The organism is Bacillus sp. AFS017336 (assembly GCF_002555445.1).
Lineage (GTDB): Bacteria > Bacillota > Bacilli > Bacillales > Bacillaceae_G > Gottfriedia.
The window spans coordinates 287,410-308,228 of the sequence record NZ_NUCO01000024.1 but is presented as its reverse complement, the minus strand read 5'-3'; the positions used below and the strand labels follow the sequence as shown (position 1 = coordinate 308,228).

The following is a 20,819-nucleotide window of genomic DNA, read 5'->3' as shown; positions in this document are numbered from 1 at the left end:
GTCACCTCATATCGTTAAATCATTTTCTGATTTTATATTAATAGCTTCTTGTAAAAGTTTTTGAAGAACTGCAGCAAAAACAGCGATTACCATGGAGGCGAAAATAATGACAAAATCCATTGGCATGACACTAGGTGGGTCAATTTTTTTCGCCATCAGATAGTAAAGTGGCATACCTAGTAGGTACAAGGCACTGATCGTAATGGCACAGTATTTTATTTTTTTTAAGGCCTCTACTGATAATTCCGAGAACGCTTGGCTTTTATCAATATAGCCTAACAGTTTAAAAGCTTGATACAGAGCAAAGTAAAAAGGGATCGTTGCTGCGTATATATCAATTAAAACAAGCGATTTCATATAAGTAAGATTTGGATACAAATCTCCAGCAAAATTCGCGAATTTAGGCACCAAAAATACGCACAATGCAAGAACTGGGATTCCTATAAAAATAACAGCTATTTTTAAAAAGAGTGTCGTAGCTTTTTTCATAAAGCACCTCGTTAATTAAATTTTCCACAAAATAAATGATAGGTTGATTTTATCACGTGTCTTATCGTTTTTCAATAAATCATTATTGTTTTTTATTATATTATTATTGATATTAAATATTCTATTGATTTTAGAAAAAACATATTATATTAAAAATACCGGGTTCTTTTGAAGGGATAAAAATTAAAAAAGAACGATACCTCATTTGAATAAAAAAACATCAAGCAAAATAAAAAAATGTATTTGTTTAAGAGAAATAATTTGCAGAAGAGAACTCAAAAATTATAGAGAAAGTGTAAAATTCCCCCGAATTACAAAAATTGATAGGTTAGATATAATTAATTTGTTACTGCATTTATAAGTTAATTAGAACTATATGGGGATGAATTTGATGAATCAAAAAAACATAGTAATGATGGGGACTAAAAAAGAAATTTTAGTAGATATAAAAAAACTATATCGGATTAAGCCTGTAACTTCGATCATGGTTACAATTTTAATCGCTTTCATGTTGGTGCTATTAATAGGAACTGCTATGGCCTTTGGGGAAAATATAAAATCAAATTATTTGGGGGCTTTTAGCAATTTGTTCTTTTTATGGAACGTAGGATTTGGTCTATTTCAATTAATTTGGCGATTTTCTACCTCTCGAAAGATAAATAAATTGCTATTTCCTAAACTCGAACAGTTTATAAATGAAAGTGATGAAAAAAGTTACGAGGAAACTGAAATAGAAGTATATGAAATAGTTAAATCAGCATATAGAGGCTACACAGAAAAGTATAATAAGCTTAATAAAATTTACTGGTTAAGTATAAAATTGAGTGTTATTTTGACTCTTATCGGAGCAGTAATAATTTTGCTTTTTAATTTGAGGTGATAATTGATGAAGAAAAATATTGTAACAATCATTATGTATGGGCTAGGTATAGTAGGTTTGATCATGACATTATTTATTGTTTATATGAATTTTGATCATCCATTTGCCATTAAATTTGTATTTGGTTATGTAATTTTTCTTGGTTTATTCCTCATTTATGTCTTAGCTTTAACATTAATAAATTTAAAAAATATAAAGTGGATTGATATACGAAAAAGGTTATATAAATTTATTATTACTTTAGGTATAAGTAGTTGTATTGTATTTATATTTTTATATTTAAAACAGCCTTCAGAAATAAATTTTGATAGTATTTTATCAACGTCTATATCTTTTTCATTTGTTTTTATTTTTTCGGATTTACCATTACTGAGAAAAAAATAAAATATGTGTTAGTTGAACATTGCGAATACTGCTATAGCGGTCTTTTTTTACAGTTTAGAACAATTAAAAATGTCTAGTAAATTTAAAGAAAATGACTTTACTACACCAAAACTGGGTAATGAAAAAATTCGCCGATCAGTTGTTTCTTTGAAATTATTATTCTGAAAAAACTGTTGACAACTCCGTTTCTCATCCGTATAGTATTATTTATTATAAAAAATATTCAGAAATGTTTTTCAAAACGCAAAGATCAGGAGTAGTAAAAGATAATTGTTCGGTTAAGAGAGCTGCGGGTTGGTGCAACGCAGTCCAATGATACTTTGAACTTGCCTGGGAGTGGTAAAGCGAAAGTTTAGATGTAATCTATTCTCGAGTTTTAACGATTGACCTTCGTTACAAGGTTTTTAAAGTAGGGTTCGTAAAGAGCCAATGAGAGTGGTACCGCGGTGAGCTTAAGGCATGTCGTCTCTTTTTTCATTTGATTATGAAGAAAGAGACGATATGCCTTTTTTGATTTTTTAGGAGGTTAGGATATGGAAAAGGACAAGCGTAATTTACAAAGGACAATGACTTCAAGGCATATTACGATGATGGCGTTAGGAGGTGCCATCGGGGCTGGTTTATTTAAAGGAAGTAGTTCAGCAATTGATATGGCAGGCCCATCGGTACTAATTGCTTACTTGATAGGAGGCATCATTCTTTTATTCATCTTGCAAGGTTTAGCTGAAATGGCGGTGCGTAATAGCGGTGCAAGAACGTTCAGAGATCTTGTCCAAACTATTTTAGGAAAGTATCCTGCCTATTTCCTTGATTGGATTTATTGGAAAATGTGGGTATTAAACATCACGGCTGAATCAGTTGTTGCGGCCATTTTCATTCAATATTGGTTGCCTAATTATCCAATCTGGATGCTGGCATTAGCAGTTTCTGTGTTAGTTACAACAATCAACTTGCTATCTGTAAAGGTTTTTGCCGAAACGGAGTACTGGCTTGCATTAATTAAAATTACCGTCATCATTGTATTCATAGTGGCTGGCTTAATATTGCTACTTGTGAATTTTGGTGATCATAAAGCAGTCGGTTTCTCTAACTTAACTGACCATGGCGGATTCTTTCCGAATGGACCAAAAGGTTTGATCACGGCAATGCTAGTAGTAATTTATTCATATGGTGGTACAGAAATAATTGGAGTTACATTAGCAGAAACGAAAAATCCCGAAAAAGTGGTTCCAAAAGCCGTTCGCAGTACATTGGTTAGAATCATCTCTTTCTATATCATTCCATTTTTCATTATCGTTAGCTTAATTCCTTGGAACAAAGTAAATGGGGTTCCTGAAAGTCCGTTTGTGATGGTATTTAAAATGATCGGAATTCCAGGCGCAGACCATATTATGAACGCCGTTGTTTTAATAGCTATTATTTCATCCATGAACTCTGGATTGTATGGTTCATCCCGTGTTCTGTATACGCAAGCGGTGGACGGTCGCATTCCGAAAGTCTTTTCAAAATTAACGAAGAAAAAAGTTCCTGTTTATGCAATATTAATGTGTACTTCCACATTATTTGTCGGTGTGCTGATTTCTTTATTTGCTGGAAGCAAGACATTCGATTTCCTGATGGGATCACTGGGGTATACCGTATTATTCATTTGGTTGATCATTGCCATTGCTCATTTGAAATCACGTAAACAGCCAGCTGTAAAACCAAGTGCCTATTCGGTTAAATGGTTTCCGTATACGACATGGGCTGCGATAATTGCCTTAGTTATGATTCTAATCGGAATCATTTTCACGACACCTGCAATCGTAACGATTATTACACTTTGCATATACATCTTTATTACTCTAACGTATGTATGGAAGAATCGTCTCCACAAAAACTAGTAGAAGTGATTATTAGTAATATTTAAAATAGATTGATTGCTAGTAAGCCTTGAGGATGTTAATGCATTAATACACTTATTTTAGACTTATACTTTAATAAACTGGTGCTTTACTTTAAATAATGATGTAAAGTGGGGTAGAGGAATACAGTAGAGAATAAGTCTGTGTTGTTTAGTTATTATGGGAAGAAGTTCAATCGAAAGTATATAAAATACCACCTCTTTAGAGGTGGTATTTTTTTCTTCATCGAACAAAAAGTTGAAGCCATTCTTGTTCTGTATGTAGTCTCCCAATAACCTGTTCAGCTTGTTAATAATCTTAGATATTCCAACCTTTTTCAAAAGCATAAAAATCCAATATTTTTTTGTATTTTTCACCATATCTCTCTAAAAGTTCAGACTGAAGATCTTTTTCAATATGCTGCATGATTAGATCATGGTAAAAAGCAGTCTTTAACATTCCAACAACTGATGGATGGTCAGTCTCTAAGGCAGTGAGTTTTGTTGAATTTCCAAATCCACCAATTAAAGCTTTCTTTGAATCGCATAAGATTGAAAAATTTCTTAAATTAGAGATACTCCAATCTTCACTTCGTAAATGGACAAAAATGTTCTTAAGCGTTGTTTTACATTCTCCAATTGTAATGAGAATCACATTGACACCTCTATTTTCAGCATCAATTAAGTCATCCTCAAACCAATGTAAATCTTCTGACCAAATGTCTATTACAATGAAATCTTCTGCATTGGCAATAATTCGACGAATAGTTGTACTTAGTTGCTTATCTCCTTGCCAGTTATAAAAAGAAGGAGCAATTATAGTTGGAGATTTTAATTGGTTTACTAATACTTTTGTTACTTGTTCAAATTCTGATTGTAAATGTTTTGTTAATTGTTCAATAGGAACAGCATCGTATCGAGCCGGATCTCCTTCTATGCATCTACAAGCACCTTTGTCCGTTAATGATCTCAAAGCAGAATAAACATTAGTACGAGAAACCGACACTCTTTTAGCTACTTCATAACCAGAAATTCCAGGCTCCTCATGTAATGCTAAATAACAACGTGCTTCAAGGTCAGATAATCCTATTTTTTTTAAAAGTTCAACCATATGTACCTCCTTTTACAATATATTTATTTTTTGTTGTTAATTGTATATGAGTATATCTAAATACTACTAGATTGAACAAAATAATCAAGCTATACAACGATTCATAATTTTTAAGTTTTTAATCTTTATATGAATGCTTCATGATTGAATAGATTTGTTTGATGTGTAGTAGTATCGGAAAATACTCCTGTTGTTAAAATAAATATTGATAATATTCTGAAAAATAACTATAATACATTTTATAAGAGTAGTATTATGTAATACTACTTAATTTGAAGTTGTTTTTAATTTGTATTCAAATGGAAAAAGGAGGAGAGAAGTGAGTTTAATAATTTAAATGAATCCTTAGGTATCCAGAGAAATGGAGGCGTTTACATGATAGTTGATAGTGAAATAGGTAAAACAAAAAAGATACATTTGAATTATGGTGATGATCAGTGGCAATATGGAGAATTGCGTATTCCTGAAGGTCCAGGACCACATCCTGTAGTTGTCGTTATTCATGGAGGATTTTGGAAATCGATATTTGCGGCAGATTTAATGGATGCCGTTGCGGAAGACCTTTCAAAACGTGGACTAGCAACTTGGAATATTGAATATAGACGGGTAGGCAATAGTGGGGGTGCTTATCCTGGTACTTTAAAGGATGTTGCTAATGCTACAGATTTTTTAGAAACAATAGCCGAACAATATTGCTTAGATTTATCAAAAGTGGTTGCAATGGGCCATTCAGCTGGAGGTCAGCTAGCTTTCTGGTTAGCGGGGCGTTATCGTTTACAAGAAGATAGTATATTAAAAACTTCCAGTGCTCCCCTATTACTTAAAGGTGTAATTAGCTTAGGCGGCATAATTGACTTAGAACTTATGAATAACCTAATCAATTACAAACAAAAAATAGTAAAAAATATGAAAATAGATAACCCAGTAACTGACTATGTAGGTGGTACACCAATTGAAGTGCCTGAAAGATATGTCGAGGTTTCACCAGTTCAATTGCTTCCGTTAAAAGTTCCCCAAGTATTGATTCATGGTGATTTAGATGTAAATGTTCCAGTAAAATTAAGTGCCCTATATAAAGAACTTGCTGAAAAAGCAGGTGATCAAGTTAAGATGATTACGTTACCTAATGTAGAACACTTTGAAATTATTGATCCAGATTCAAAGGTATGGGACGGTATTGTTAATGAGGTTAGGAATTTATTGAAAGATTAAAAAAATAGGAAAAGCCAATAAAGGAAGGGGAGTAATAATAGATGTCAAATGCAGTAAGGAAAGTATGGGGATATAAATACGTTATACTGTTTATCGTTTGGCTACTATATATAATCAATTACTTTGATCGTGTGGCAGTGTTAACTTTCTTACCATTTATACAAAAAGATATGAATTTAACACCAGTCCAAGTTGGACAAATCGCTTCTACCTTCTTTTTCGCGTATGCGATTGGTCAAGTTACTTCAGGATTTTTAGCTGATAAATTCGGACCCAAAAAGGTCATGAATGTTGCCATAATTGTATTTACCTTAGTAAGTGTAATCACTGGATTTGTCAAAAATTTTACTCAGTTTATTGCTTTGCGAATAGGTTTAGGGTTCGGGGAAGCGCATCATTTTCCACCTTCGGCTAAAGCAATTAGTAATTGGTTCCCCTATTCAGAACGCGGTAAAGCACTTTCAATATTTAATACATCCAATTACGTTGGCTTAGCACTTGTACCGATTGTCTTAACTAATCTCTCTGCTTCTTTATTTCATGGTCAGTGGAGACCGATATTCTTTACATTAGCCATTCCTGGTGTAATTGGTATCTTACTACTTTGGTTATTCTTTAAAGATACACCTGAAGAAATGTATAAAAAAGGCAGAATAAGTAAAAGTGAATTAGACTTTATAAATCAGAATAAAGGGGCAACTCTACAAGTAACAACGAAGGAAAAAGTTAACCACAAGATTTACTTGAAAGATCGTACCTTCTATGTAATTTGCTTAATGATGTTTTGTCAAATCGGTATTCTTTGGGGATTCACAACATGGCTTAGCACTTTCTTAGTCCAACAACACAACTTTAATATTAAGGAAATGGGGTTTGTCTCAGCATTACCTCCAATCATTAGTATCATCAGTATTCTAATGGGTGGTTGGTTGATGGATAAATTTAACAAAATGAAGCCAATTGCTCTAATTGCTTATATTGGATGTATTCCCGTGCTTTGGATGCTCGGATCTGTTAGTAAGGGAAATACACCAATGCTATTAACTTTACTATTGGCTTCAGGATTTTTTGTTGCATTTAACTCCGGTTCTCTTACAGCTGCACTTCAAAAAAGATACCCTAGTGAAGTTGTCGGAAGTGTAACGGGAATAGTTAATGGTTGTGGTCAGTTGGGGGCATTTCTAACCCCGTTAGTAGCTGGTTATCTAATAACTGTTCGTACAGGTGGAAGTTTTGATTTCACTAAAGTATTTATATTTTTCTCAGTCCTTGCAGCGATCGCAGCAGTAAGTGCTCTTTTCCTAAAAGAAAAACCAGTCCAAACAAATGAAATCGTTAAAAACGCTGTAAATAATCAGATTGTATGAAATAGATTTTAGTTTAATAAACAGCAAAAGTAGAGGTGAAATATCCCGTTATGCAATTAATTAGCGAAGGTATCGAAAAAATGAAAGGATATGGCATTTATCAAGTAACAATTCCATTACCTTTCTGGAATGATAATGTTCATTGTTATTTAGCACGTAGAGATGGAATGTGGACAATCATCGATACGGCAATGGATCGCAATGAAACGCGCCTGGCCTGGAATGCTGCGTTTACTGAATACGGAGTCGAACCGAATCGTGATGTTGAGCGTATCTTGATAACACATCATCACCCTGATCATTTTGAATACGCAAGACAATTACAACAGCAAACTGGAGCGAATGTTTTTCTAAGTGAGAAAGAACAAGTAGTCGCACAGAATAGTCTAGATGCAGAATCTTTTTCAAGATTTTATTTATCAGCAGGCATGCCACAGGAACTAATAATGCAGCTACAACCTGTAAATACATCAGCAAATAGATTTCCAAACAACATGTGTACCATAGAAACAAATAGACTATATCCAATTGGTGAGCTTCTTTTTGAAGCCATACAAATGCCAGGTCACTCGGATGGACATATCTGTTTTTATAATAGTGAGGAACAGATTCTTTTGTCAGGAGATCACTTTACTAGAGAAACGATTCCTTATATTTCATATCATGGCTACGGAAATAAAAATCCATTTAGCGAGTATCTTGAAACATTAAAACAGATGCAATTAATGAAAATATCATTAGTTCTACCAGGACACGGTCCCATTTTTAATGATGCACAAGTGCGAATTAACGAATTACTTCATCACTATGAAGAACGAATTGGTTTCGTACTCGAGCAAATTACAGGAGAGATGAGTGCATATCAAGTATCAAATACTTTACTTCCAATGAGGTCAAATGTGCTAGAAAAATGGATAGCACTAGGAGAGACAAATGCCTATTTAAGTTATCTAGTTGGAAAAGGTGAAATTCGTGAATATAAAGATGGGGTTCAAAATAAATATGTAAGATCGTAAATTATATATTCAGAACTGATAAGTACACCTAAGTGTATGAATTTCTTAAAATACGTTGGAAACTTTACACTATATTTCTATTAAATTTAGAAGAATATTTAATATCTTTTAGAGAAAGAAGACTGGGCAATTTATTTGCACATCTTCATCAGGGGAGAACTAAATCTAGATTCAAATTAGGCAATCGAATTGAATTAGTATCTGAGACAGATTGTAATAAAAGTAGAGAGAAGCTAAAAATTTTAGCTTCTCTTTTTTGTTTTTTATTTCAAAATGTTTTGTCAGAAAAAAATTAATTTCGATGTGTTTGTTATATTGAGAAAAGTTTAATTAAGTATCTGGAAGTTTTATTCCGGCTTTTCCAAGTCGATTTAGGAAAAATAAGATTTTCTTATTAAAGTTTTTCAATTATTAATTTTACCTGAAAATTCTGATTACGTATAATGAAATCAATAAATAGGGAAGGGGATAGAAAAAAGTCGAAAGTTGGTAGATTGTGCGTTCTTATTAATGAAAAATCGAACAATTTCTATCAATATAAACAAAATATTTATAGGGAGATTGGTGAAATGGGGAAAAAGAGTAAAGTTTTAAAAAGTTTTACTGTTTTAGCATTAACATCGAGTTTTATATTAGGTTCACTTGGACATGTAACCCATAATACAAAAGCAGCTAGTCCGAGGAATGTAGATGATATTCTTGCAAATTTATCTTCTGAACAAAGAGCAGCCCTTAATCAACTTTCAACAAATGAAGAGACTGGTCTTCAAATTTCTTCTGAGACTGATTTAAACTCTTCAGATCAAACAAGTGTCATAGTCGAGTTTAGTAATAAACCGTCAAAGGTTGCACAAATCGAAGCAAGTGTTGAAGGTCAAACTTTAACTGATTCTGAAGCTAATAAGCTAGTCGATCAGGACCATGAAACGTTTTCAAATGATGTAAAGAACATATTAACGGGCGATCATAATAAAAAAATAGATTATAAGATTAATCGTTCATATAAACATGCATTTAATGGTGTCTCAATGAGTTTACCGGCAAATCAAATTAGAAATCTATTGAAATCAAAAGCTGTAAAAACGGTTTGGAGTAACGAGAAATTTTCGATTGATCCTCCTGCAAAAGATAGTGAACAGTTAAGAACTGATGAAGCAAAAGTAGCGAATTATACACCATATGATGGTTTAGATCGTTTACATGCGGAAGGTTTTACTGGTAAAGGAATAAAAGTCGGAATTCTTGATACCGGAATGGATTATAACCACCCAGACTTAAAGGATGCATACAAAGGTGGATATGATTTTGTTAATAACGATAATGATCCAATGGAAACGACGTATACGGATTGGGTGAAGGCTGGAAAACCTGGGTCTCAAAATGGAGCGGATTATTATACTGAACATGGTACACATGTTGCTGGCATTATTGGTGGACGTAGTGTAGCAAACAGTGAGTTTAAAACAGTTGGCGCAGCTCCAGAAGCAGACCTATATGCTTACCGAGTACTTGGCCCAGGTGGTGGTGGAACAAGTGAGGCGATCATTGCCGGAATAGATCGAGCAGTACAAGATGGTATGGATGTTATTAATATGTCGCTAGGTGCTACAGTAAACGATCCACTATTTGCAACTTCGATTGCTGTAAACAATGCAGTATTGAGTGGTGTAACAACTGTTGTAGCTGCAGGTAATAGTGGCGATAAAATGTTTACACTAGGTTCACCAGGAGCTGCTGCATTAGCATTAACTGTTGGAGCATCTTCAATTGCCCTTGATGTTTATCAATATGCAGGTACACAAAATGGAAAGAATTATACAGTAAGGCAGCTAGCGAGAAGTTATAAAGATGATCTTACACAATTAAAAGGGAAAACATTCCCATTAGTGGACGTTGGATTAGGAAATACGTGGGAATTTAGCGGGAAAGATGTAAAAGGAAAAATTGCTTTCATTAAACGGGGTTCGATTGCATTAATTGATAAAATCAAAAATGCAAAAGCAAATGGCGCGGCTGGAGTACTTATGTACAATGATGAAGCAAATAAAGCTGAAGGGCCAATCCAATCATTCTTAGGTGAGTCAGCTGATGCAATTCCTTCATTTTCTTTATCAAATGATGAAGGTTTAGCGATACAATCTGCATTGAAATCGGGCATATCAGATTTCACATTCGGTGATTTTTCAAAGGTGCAAACAGCTTCTGATGAATTAGCTATGTTCAGTTCAAGAGGGCCAAGTCGTGTAAACTACGATATTAAACCAGAAGTAACAGCACCTGGTGTTTCAATTCTTTCAACAGTTCCGTTTTATGTTAATGATCAAACAGTAGATGGAACACATACAGACGATTATAAATATGCGTATTCACGTTTATCAGGTACTTCAATGGCTACACCATATGTAGCAGGGGTATCGGCATTATTACTTCAATCAAATAAAGATCTTAATCCAGAAGATGTTAAGTCGATTTTAATGAATACAGCAGATCCGTTATCTAAAGATTATAGTGTATTCGAGGTTGGAAGTGGACGTGTAGATGCGTATGAAGCTATTCACTCAAATGTTGAGTTAGAAGTTAATGACAAAACGCCTACGATTATTAATGGAAAACAAAAATCTATCAAAGAACTAACAGGGGCAATGAGCTTTGGATCTTATGGATTTAATGGAGAAGACATTTCTGACTCTAAAACTGTTACATTAAAAAATCGTAGTGAAAAAGCAAAAACATTTAATGTAAATGTGAAATTCCAAACAGGTTTAAGAGGGTCAAAGGATGAAGCAGTAAATGGAGTAACATTAGAGGGACCAACTTCAGTCAAATTAAATGGTATTAACCAAAAGTCGATTAAGTTTAACTTAAACATTCCGAAAACAGCTGAAAAAGGAACATACGAAGGGTATATTACTTTCACGAATACAACAGATCCGACTGAAACATACCAAATTCCATTTGGTGGACGAGTTGTAAACGAAGGTATTGATAAATTTAACGCTGATAACCCTATGTTTGGTACAGACATAGCATGGCCTGAAAATGCATATCCATTTTTGGATATTACATTCACTTTAAAATCACATATGAAGACACTAGACCTTGTATTACAAGATCCAACTACGGGTGAGGATCTAGGACTAGTAGGATCATTTAATGCGATGGCAGTAAATGAAAATCAAGAGTATTATACTCGTGCATTTAATACAATTTACTACCCATTTACAGGTGATCCGAAAAATCCAATTAGCTCTCAACCAGCATTTGCAAAAACAGGTCACTATAAATTGAGACTAGTTGGTACAAACGATCAAGGAAAAACATTCTCGGCGGCGTCTGATTTCATTTATGAAGTTGGTGCACCGACAATGACTTCAAGTTTTGATTCGTTAGATCAAAAAGTAATCGAAGTTAAAGATAGTCAATTTGATTCGAATGGACAATTCCTATATGACTTTAACATTAACTTACATGATCCGGAAACAGAAGAAGCAACTCGCTTAGGCTTACCAGTTGATCAATCAAGCAATTCTGTTGTTGCGTTTTATAACGGTGGATATCCTTCTAACCCAGTCCCAACAGATAAAAATGGTAATTATACGGATGAAATTGTTGTGAGAAAACAAGATGCGCCATTACAAGTACAGTTTTACGGGTTTGATGCAGCAAGAAACTTTAATGGTAATGCTTCTAATATGTTAAGAGTTGTTTTTGTTAAGGAAAACTTACCTTATTTCTACTTAAAAGCAAATAAACAAACTGTTACAACAGGTGATAGTGTAAACTTTACCGTTCGTTCGAATCATATGAAAAATTTAAAAACGACTAAAATTACAATGTCAAAAGATACTTATGCTTCAGTTGAGAATGTAGTCGTAAATGATGCAGTTAAAAAGTATGGTGATGCGAACGTTAGTGTAGGGTCTACACCATCAAGTTATACTTTTACATTTAATTATTTAGGTGATAAAGCATTACCAGAAGATTTACCTTTATTTAATTTTGACTTGAAAACTGCATCTAAGTGGTCGACTGATAGCCCTTACTGGTTTGGTATGAATGCTTCAATAATTGATCAGTCGAATGTTGAGACGAAAAATATTTACTCTTACATGGAAAGCTATAAAGTAAAAACAACGTTTTCTAGATTAGAGGGAACAGCAAGAACACAAGGAACTTCAACGGCTACAGGTGGAATCAATTATGCAATTGACCAAAGTAAAATCGGTGCAAAAGTAACGGTTACTTCTTATGACGGAAAAATAGTCATTGAGTCTCCAATTACAGATCGATATGGTGGCTATATAGTTGATGGACTTAAAGCTGATAAAAATCCTTATACTCTACAAGTTGATGTACCAGGTTACTTTACGATGAACCAAAAGTTTGAAATGTACAGTGATGTTCGTGGTGAGATCGTTGGAAAACGACTTAAATACAACTTACCAATCGCTGCAGCTGGAGATACAAATAAAGACAATGTTATCGATATCTTTGACGCTTTAGCTGTGCAAACATATTGGGGTACAAATAAAGCTTCAGCAGATTTTAACTTTGATAAAGTCGTAGATGCAAAAGACATGAACTATATTGTTCAAAACTACGGTTTACAAAATCCAACAGTAGAAAATGCACCAAAAGCGAAAATATCATATAAGGGTGCAACATTAGACACAGTATTAAGTCAGTTAGGATTAAAGTAAAGATTTCATTGTTGGTAATTATTATGAATAAGAGAAGCTGAAGATTTCGGCTTCTCTATAGAAATAAAGAACATAATTTGAGATTAGAAACTTACATTATTTTAATCTAGTGAATTATTTGTCAGAATATTCAATGGAAAATTGCAGTTTTATGAAACTAAGATAGATTGAACTTTCATTTAATTTCAATTATAGAAAACTGGAATAAATTCTGAACTAATTCGATCAAGATAAAACACAATGAACGTAGGAGGACTGGAAATGGGGAAAAAGTTTACAAAGAAGAAAATTGTAAAAAATGCTACAGCGATTACTTTAGGTGTAGGTTTAATTTCTAGTAGTTTTCATGCTTCAACTTTTCATTCGGTAAAGGTAAAGGCTGATACAGTTAACACGAAGGCAGAGTCAGTTTTAGCTAATTTAACAACAGCTCAAAGACAGGCTTTAACAGAACTTTCTAAGAATGAACAATCTGGATTGTTTTTAAATCCAGATGTTAATCTAAACAGTTCGGAAGATGTTTCAGTAATTGTACAGTTCAACCAAAAGCCTCATAAAGTAGCAGTACTCGATGCTGCATTAAAAGGTAATAGCTTGTCAGATACTGAAGCTAAAAGTTTAGAAGATTCAGATCATGTTACTTTCGATAAGGACTTGCAATCACTTTCAAAAGATGATGGAAAGACATATAAAATTAATAGAAAATATAAAAATGCTTTCAATGGAGTCGCATTGAAGATCCCTGCAAATAAAGTAAAAGATCTTCTAAATTCAAAAGCAGTTAAGGCAATTTATAGCAATGAAACTGTTAAGGAAGATATTCCTGCAGAAAAAGCAGAAGATTCAACTAAAACACAAGGCCAAGGTATGGCCGACGAGCGTTCATATCTACAAATTGATAAATTGCATCAAGAAGGATACACAGGTAAAGGAGTTAAAGTTGCTGTACTAGATACAGGAGTTGATTACAATCACCCTGATATTAAAGGTGCTTTTAAAGGCGGATATGATTTCGTTGATAATGATAATGATCCGATGGAAACGACATATGCTGATTGGGTAAAAGCTGGTAAACCTGGTGGAAGTTCTGGTGCAGCAAATTATGAAACTGAACACGGAACACATGTGTCCGGAACGATTGTAGGACAAGGGAAAAATGCTAGTGAATTTGCAACTACTGGAATTGCTCCAGATGCAGACCTTTATGTATATCGTGTACTTGGACCTGGGGGCAGTGGAACGACGGATGGCATCTTAGCTGGAATCGATCGAGCAGTAGCAGATGGAATGGATATCATGAGTCTTTCTTTAGGTGCTAATTATAATGACCCAATGTATCCTACTAGTATCGCAATTAACAATGCAGTTTTAAATGGAGTAACAGCAGTTGTTGCAGCTGGAAATGCAGGTAATAAGATGTATACCGTAGGATCACCTGGTACAGCAGCTCTAGCATTAACAGTTGGTGCTAGCAGTGTACCAATTACGACACTTGGAGGAAAAGGATCAATCGATAATGTAACGGCATCTTTACTTTTGATGGCAAAAGGCGCAGGTGATGATGTTTCCAAATTAAAAGGTGTAACAAATTCGGTTGTAGATGTAAATCTAGGTGAAGCATATTCTGGTAAAGATGTTAAGGGAAAAATTGTTCTAATGAGTCGTGGAACTTACACATTAGATTCTAAAATTGCGGTTGCTAAATCACAAGGTGCTGCAGCCGTTCTTATGTATAATGACAATCCAACTGAAGGACAAATACCGACCTTCTTAGGAGATGGTGTAAATTTCATTCCAACGTTCTCTCTATCTAACGCGGATGGACTTGCTTTAAAGCAAAAGCTACAATCAGGATCTGTTAACTTTACATTCACTGATATAGGTGAAGCGAAAACTCAGGGAGATACATTAGCAGACTTCAGTTCAAGAGGTCCTTCACGTGTAACTTATGAAATTAAACCAGAAATTACGGCACCTGGTGTAAGTGTACTATCAACCGTTCCAGGGTTTATTAATAGCCCAGATAATCCGACTGATTATAAAAATGCATATCAAAGAATGTCTGGTACATCGATGGCAACACCATTCACAACTGGAGTTGCAGCATTATTAAAACAAGCACAACCTGATTTACAACCTGAAGACATAAAGGCAATTTTAATGAATACTGCGGATTCTTTAAGTAAGCCTTATAGTGTATTTGAACAAGGTGCTGGACGAATTGATCCTTATAATGCAATTCATTCAACAATCGAAATTAAAGTCAAAGAAAAGACGCCAACAATTATTAATGGAAAAGAAAAACAAATTAATGAAGATACAGGTGCACTTAGCTTTGGGAATGTAGCGTTTAATGGGTCAGACTTTGCAGATACACGTTCAATTACGTTAATGAACAGAGGAGAAAAAACGAAAACGTTTAATGTAAAAGTTAATTTCCAATCAAATCTACGCGGTTCAAAAGATGCAGCCGCAAACGGTGTAACTGTTCAAACGGACTCATCGATTACTCTAAAAGGAATTAGCCAAAAGAAAACAAACATTACATTAAATATTCCTAAAACAGCGGAAAAAGGGATTTACGAAGGATATGTAGTGTATACAAATAAAGATAATCCGTCAGAAACATATCGAATTCCATTTGGTGTTCATTATGTTGATCAAGGGTTTGATTACTTTAAGCTTTATAAAAAATCAGTGCCTGAATCGATTATTCAAAGTAGTCAAAAATGGAATAGAACTGATGCTGCTAACTTTGCCTTAAGATCACATATGAGATCAATTGATATAGTGCTTTCTGATCCAAAAACGGGTAAAGATCTTGGAATCGTTAATTCGTTTGATGGAGTTGGATTTGATGAAGGGGTTGATATTTCACTTCCATTCGTATATTGGGGCTACTACTTCCCATTTACAAATGATCCGAATAATCCAGTTGATATGAACCCAGACAATGTTGTAGTGCCAAAAGCGGGGCAATACGTATTAAAAATGATTGGTACAGATGATAACGGAAAACAATATACGATCAGTCAAGATTTATTTGTGGATGGTACCAAACCAAAATGGGATGTTCATGTAGAAGGAGAAGTACCAGGAAAACAAATCGTTGAGTATAAAGATGGACAAGCTACACTTGGTGTAACCGCGCATATTTCAGATGACAATGTCGCAGTAAAACAAGCTGCTGGAATCACTGCTGATCAGTCACAAAATCAAATTTTGCATTTTTATAATTCTTATTTACCAACTGGAAATTTAACAGTTGATAAAGATGGCAATGCTTCAGATGAAATCGCAATGACGCCAAATTCGCAAGTATTAAGTGTGAAATTTGAAGGAATGGATGAAGCGACAAATGGCTATATGCAAAGTCAATATTATTTCGTAAATGAACATACACCATATGTATATGGTCAGCCAAATGGTCCGACAAACCATAATCGAGTAATTGCTAAACCGGGAGACACATTTACAATTACATTAACAGCAAATAATGTTAGCAAATTGAAGCAAGCTAACTATAAGTTTGCAGATACAACAGGTACAAAAATTACAAATATATCTTTAAATCCGGAGGCACAAAAGCTTGGTGGAATACTAGATGTTAAACAAACATCATCAGGAGATTTGACATCATCTGACGTTACAGTTAACTTTGATGCAACTACTGGAGTAGCTGGTGATATTCCAATGGTGGATTTAACAATTCAAGTCCCAAAATCGCTAACTCCAGGTAATGCCATATCATTTAGTACAATTGTATCTAGCAATGTTACATCTAAGTTTACAAATGTAGATAATGTAACTACTATTCCTTTTACAAACATAGTTCCAGTCGATCTATTAAATAATCAAACAGAATTCAAAGGGTATATACATGCACAAGGGTTTTTAGATGCAAAAGGTAATTATGATTATTCAAAAGATTACTCAAAGATTTCGCCAAATTTAACAGTAATTGATCGTAATGGGAAAGAAGTAAAAACAAATATTGTCGTAAAAAATGGAACATTTGATATTACAGGAATTGATCCATCAAAAGATGACTATACATTAATCCAAGATATTCCAGGGCATTTTACGACATATTATACAAGACTAAATGCCTATAATGCTCTAGACGATAATATTTATGGCGTAAATTATAGAGTAGGTACAGAGAGCACTCCATATGCTACTGCTGGAGATGTAAATAAAGACGATGTAATCGATGTGATGGACGCATTAGCGATTCAAACATATTGGGGTACAAATAAGCGCAGTGCAGATATTAACTTCGACGGTACGGTCGATGCGAAAGATTTTGCATTTGTTGAAAAGAATTACTTAATGCAAAATCCTTGGGTTGTAGCTCCTCCAAAACCAGTTAAAAAATATAAAGGTAGTACTTTAGAATCAGTTAAGAGTCAATTGGGTATACAATAAAAGTAAGCCTGTTCTCTAACTTTGAGAACAGGCTTTTCTTATGATAAAAAATATTCTTAAATAATAACTAGATAAAATTCGTTCAAATAGTGGTAAAATACTAATAATTGTATATGAAGGAGAAGCGTATGGATATCAACAGTACAAATATTTACAACATGAATATACAAAAATTAGAGTATCTAGTTGAAGTTGCAAAAACTGGTTCCTTCTCGATTGCTTCACAAAATTTATTCGTGAGTCAGTCCGCGATTAGTCAATCAATTGTTAGTATCGAAAAAAAACTAAATATAAAATTATTCGAGCGAGCAAGAGGTGGAAATAATGTTCTTCCTACAATTGAAGGAGAAAAGATCATTAAATTAGCGAGTGAGATCATTCTAAAATATCAAGAACTAATTCATTCAACACAATTAATTAATGATAATGTGACCGGCAATTTAAAAATATCTTCAGGACCAGGGTTTACTACACAACTTTTAAGTCCAATTTCAACGATTAAGGAAGAATATCCTAATATCACAATCGATATCTTTCTAAAACCAGCCCTTGAAATTGTTGAGGATGTACTAGAGGGACGTAGTGATATAGGCATCGTACCACTTACTAATCATATACTAGAAAATACCGAACATCTAACTTATCAAAATTTATTCGTAGCTAAAATGAAGTTATTAGTAAGTAAAAAGTCTCCCTTAGCAAAAAAGTCATTTGCTACGCCACAAGAAATCGTTAAAGAAACACTTATTGTTTATAATGGTGTGTATATTAAATGGTTTAAAGATAATTTTTATAAAAAATTCGGCGATATGAAGGAATTATTTACATCTACAAATGTTGAAACAATTTTTAGAGCTATTAATAATAACTTAGGTGTCACATTTGTACCTTACTTCACTGGTATAAATTATACTCTTAATGAAGATGTTAAGTTAATAGATATAGTAGATTACGAAGATATAGAAATCCAATATGTGTGTTGTATGTCTAGTAAAAAAAGATATTCAAAAATATTGGAGAATTATATAGAGAAATTAAAAGAAGAATTTAATGCAGAATGATTTTATATCCAAAAAGAAGGTTAATTCAGTAACCTTCTTTTTAGTTTGTTTCAAAGAAAATGTTTCTTGTCTGATTTATGATTTATACATCTACCTTAAAGAGATGGAGTGATAAACAGGGGTTCTTGAATTTTATCAACCGCAATGCTTTAGTTGAATCTTATTCAAATATGTACGGGTTCCCACTAATGTTTTTTCTCATATCATCTGTCACTTTAGTTTCATCATTCTTTACATTTGTTTTAATTTGATCTTCCTGATTCGTACTTTCCACTAGATTACTTCCATCATAAAATATTGGTTTCTTTTCCATTTCCATTTTCCTCCCTGAATTCAAAAAGAGTGACTTAGTATAGAAGCCACGCCTATTTTTTTATTAATCTTTCATTTTTAATCTCGATTACTAACGTTAGAAGTATCTTCTTTTAGATAGGAATATTCCTTTTTTAATATTTTTCTTAATTAAGAACAATAATAATTATATTTGTTAATTATTTATAAAACTACTACAGTTTCCCAAAAATTGATGGAATTACCTTTTGGTTTTCTTAACTTTGTATTAAGTATTGCTTAATTTTATGTTAATTACATTAATTTCTTCTAATATTTAAGAGGAATACAATCATCCATTAAATAGAAAGTGTGGAGGGAGGAATAAAAATTAACCGATAAGGCGTGGGAAAATATAACAGACTATCTTGTTGTATATTGGGGTAAATGCTGATTCCCTGATATCGTTGTCCAAGAAGATTAAAAAACGTTCAGCCCTATTTGAAGAATTCCTATGAAAATAACATCATAGAGAATCCTAACAACTAAAATAGTATAAAAGAATCATCTAACAAAATAGTATTTTAGCTTTCTATCCAAAAGTGTCAGAATAGTCTATAATTATGGTCGTAACCTGAATTCAACCGAAAATATAAAAATGCTAAAGCTCAATTAATAAGGAGGTAAGTAATTTGGAGGAATTAATCTCACAGTTGGTTGATAATATGGAAGAAGATTTGATCAATGTTAGGCGTAATATCCACTGTTTTCCGGAGATTGGATGGACGGAATTCCGAACATCATCTCTTATAGCAGATTTCTTATCAGAATTGGGTTTTGAAGTAAAAGTAGGAAAAGAAATCATTGTACCTGAATCTAGAATGGGTGTGCCAGATGAAAAAACAATTCAGGAAGCGAAGGATCGGGCAATTTCATTTGGTGCTAATCCTTATTGGATTGAGAAAATGGAGGATGGGCTAACTGGTGTTGTAGGAGTTTGGGATACTGGGCGAATTGGCCCAACACTTGCCTACCGATTTGATATTGATGCATTAGAAATTTCTGAGGACAAAGGAACAAGTCATGTACCATGGAACCAGAATTTTAGTTCGAAAGTAGAGGGCTGGATGCATGCTTGTGGTCATGATGGTCATATCGCTATTGGGTTGGGATTGGCACAGTTGGTTTCTAATATGAAAGAGAAGCTGGCAGGAAAAATTAAACTTATCTTTCAACCTGCTGAAGAAGGTGCACGTGGTGCGAGGGCAATGGTTGACGCTGGTGTCTTAGAAGATGTTAATTATTTCTTTAGTGGTCATATTGGTGTAACTGCAACTAAACAAAATCAACTCGTTTGTAGCGTAACTGACTTTTTCGCATCGACTAAGATTGATTTAGAACTGGAAGGTGTGCAGGCACATGCAGCATTAGCACCGCATGAAGGTAGAAATGCAATCCTTGCTGCATCTACAATCACTTTGCAATTGTATGCAATCTCACGTCATGGCTTAGGAGATTCCAGAGTAAATGTAGGCGTTATTCAAGGTGGAGAAGGTCGAAATATTATCCCGGGCCATGCTAAGTTAAAGTTTGAAACAAGAGGGACGACAAATGAGGTTGACCAATATATGAAGGATGAGTCACTTCGTATCATTCAAGCAGCTGCTCAAATGTATGGGGTTAAGGAACAAACAGAAGTAGTTGGCCGTTCAATTTCAGCAGTATGTGATTCAGATCTTGCAAACCTTGTATACGGTATTGGATCAAAAGTTAAACAAACGAGTGAGATTGTTATTTCTCAGCCTTTTCTTGCTTCTGAAGATGTAACTTATATGATGAAAAGGGTTCAAGCGAATGGTGGAATGGCTACTTATCTATTGTTTGGAACTGAATTGGCGGCAGGTCATCATAACTGTGCATTCGACTTTAACGAAAAAACAATTCCGTTTGCAGTTGAAGTTTATGGCAACATCCTAATTCATTTAGCAGGATATTAATATAGAAAGAGAGGAGAAAAGA

General features: G+C 33.8%; 13 protein-coding genes and 1 other annotated feature. Of the genes, 10 read left to right on the top strand and 3 right to left on the bottom strand.

The window, feature by feature from the left end:
* Window positions 1-6: 6 nt before the first annotated feature.
* Window positions 7-489: a DUF2975 domain-containing protein gene (locus CN601_RS15650; protein WP_098116971.1), complete on the bottom strand. Its 483-nt coding sequence runs from the start codon at window positions 487-489 to the stop codon at window positions 7-9.
* Window positions 490-880: 391 nt separating this feature from the next.
* Between CN601_RS15650 and CN601_RS15645 the strand changes: the two genes are divergently transcribed.
* From CN601_RS15645 to CN601_RS15635, 3 genes are all read left to right on the top strand, one after another.
* On the top strand, window positions 881-1,369 hold the full coding sequence (locus tag CN601_RS15645; protein ID WP_098116972.1) for a hypothetical protein: 489 nt from the start codon (window positions 881-883) through the stop codon (window positions 1,367-1,369).
* Between the two features lie 6 nt (window positions 1,370-1,375).
* The gene (locus CN601_RS15640; protein WP_098116973.1) at window positions 1,376-1,753 is read left to right on the top strand and encodes a hypothetical protein; all 378 of its coding nucleotides are present in this window, start codon (window positions 1,376-1,378) and stop codon (window positions 1,751-1,753) included.
* Window positions 1,754-1,990: 237 nt separating this feature from the next.
* Window positions 1,991-2,226: a binding site (T-box leader), on the top strand.
* A 60-nt stretch (window positions 2,227-2,286) separates the two neighbouring features.
* On the top strand, window positions 2,287-3,636 hold the full coding sequence (locus CN601_RS15635) for an amino acid permease (protein WP_098171575.1): 1,350 nt from the start codon (window positions 2,287-2,289) through the stop codon (window positions 3,634-3,636).
* A 318-nt stretch (window positions 3,637-3,954) separates the two neighbouring features.
* Here the strand turns inward: CN601_RS15635 and CN601_RS15630 are convergent, their stop codons facing one another.
* Window positions 3,955-4,746, bottom strand: a complete 792-nt coding sequence (locus CN601_RS15630) for a TrmB family transcriptional regulator (protein WP_098116975.1) — start codon at window positions 4,744-4,746, stop codon at window positions 3,955-3,957.
* A 375-nt stretch (window positions 4,747-5,121) separates the two neighbouring features.
* On the opposite strand from CN601_RS15630, the gene CN601_RS15625 reads away from it, so the two are divergent.
* From CN601_RS15625 to CN601_RS15600, 6 genes are all read left to right on the top strand, one after another.
* Window positions 5,122-5,958, top strand: a complete 837-nt coding sequence (locus tag CN601_RS15625; RefSeq protein WP_098171574.1) for an alpha/beta hydrolase family protein — start codon at window positions 5,122-5,124, stop codon at window positions 5,956-5,958.
* 41 nt (window positions 5,959-5,999) lie between these two features.
* Window positions 6,000-7,325, top strand: a complete 1,326-nt coding sequence (locus CN601_RS15620) for an MFS transporter (RefSeq protein WP_098171573.1) — start codon at window positions 6,000-6,002, stop codon at window positions 7,323-7,325.
* 50 nt (window positions 7,326-7,375) lie between these two features.
* Window positions 7,376-8,341 carry an MBL fold metallo-hydrolase gene (locus CN601_RS15615; protein ID WP_098171572.1) on the top strand — a complete coding sequence of 322 codons (966 nt, stop codon included), beginning with the start codon at window positions 7,376-7,378 and terminating at the stop codon, window positions 8,339-8,341.
* Between the two features lie 569 nt (window positions 8,342-8,910).
* Entirely contained in the window at window positions 8,911-13,041 is a 4,131-nt protein-coding gene (locus CN601_RS15610; protein WP_098171571.1) for a S8 family serine peptidase, read from the top strand.
* A gap of 261 nt (window positions 13,042-13,302) precedes the next feature.
* Window positions 13,303-17,469: a S8 family serine peptidase gene (locus CN601_RS15605; RefSeq protein WP_179865572.1), complete on the top strand. Its 4,167-nt coding sequence runs from the start codon at window positions 13,303-13,305 to the stop codon at window positions 17,467-17,469.
* 128 nt (window positions 17,470-17,597) lie between these two features.
* The gene (locus tag CN601_RS15600) at window positions 17,598-18,530 is read left to right on the top strand and encodes a LysR family transcriptional regulator (protein WP_179865571.1); all 933 of its coding nucleotides are present in this window, start codon (window positions 17,598-17,600) and stop codon (window positions 18,528-18,530) included.
* A 160-nt stretch (window positions 18,531-18,690) separates the two neighbouring features.
* Here the strand turns inward: CN601_RS15600 and CN601_RS26975 are convergent, their stop codons facing one another.
* Complete coding sequence (locus CN601_RS26975; protein WP_179865570.1) at window positions 18,691-18,843, bottom strand: hypothetical protein; 153 nt, start codon at window positions 18,841-18,843, stop codon at window positions 18,691-18,693.
* Between the two features lie 649 nt (window positions 18,844-19,492).
* On the opposite strand from CN601_RS26975, the gene CN601_RS15595 reads away from it, so the two are divergent.
* Window positions 19,493-20,797, top strand: coding sequence for an amidohydrolase (locus CN601_RS15595; protein ID WP_218923242.1), 1,305 nt, complete (start codon window positions 19,493-19,495; stop codon window positions 20,795-20,797).
* Window positions 20,798-20,819: the final 22 nt, after the last annotated feature.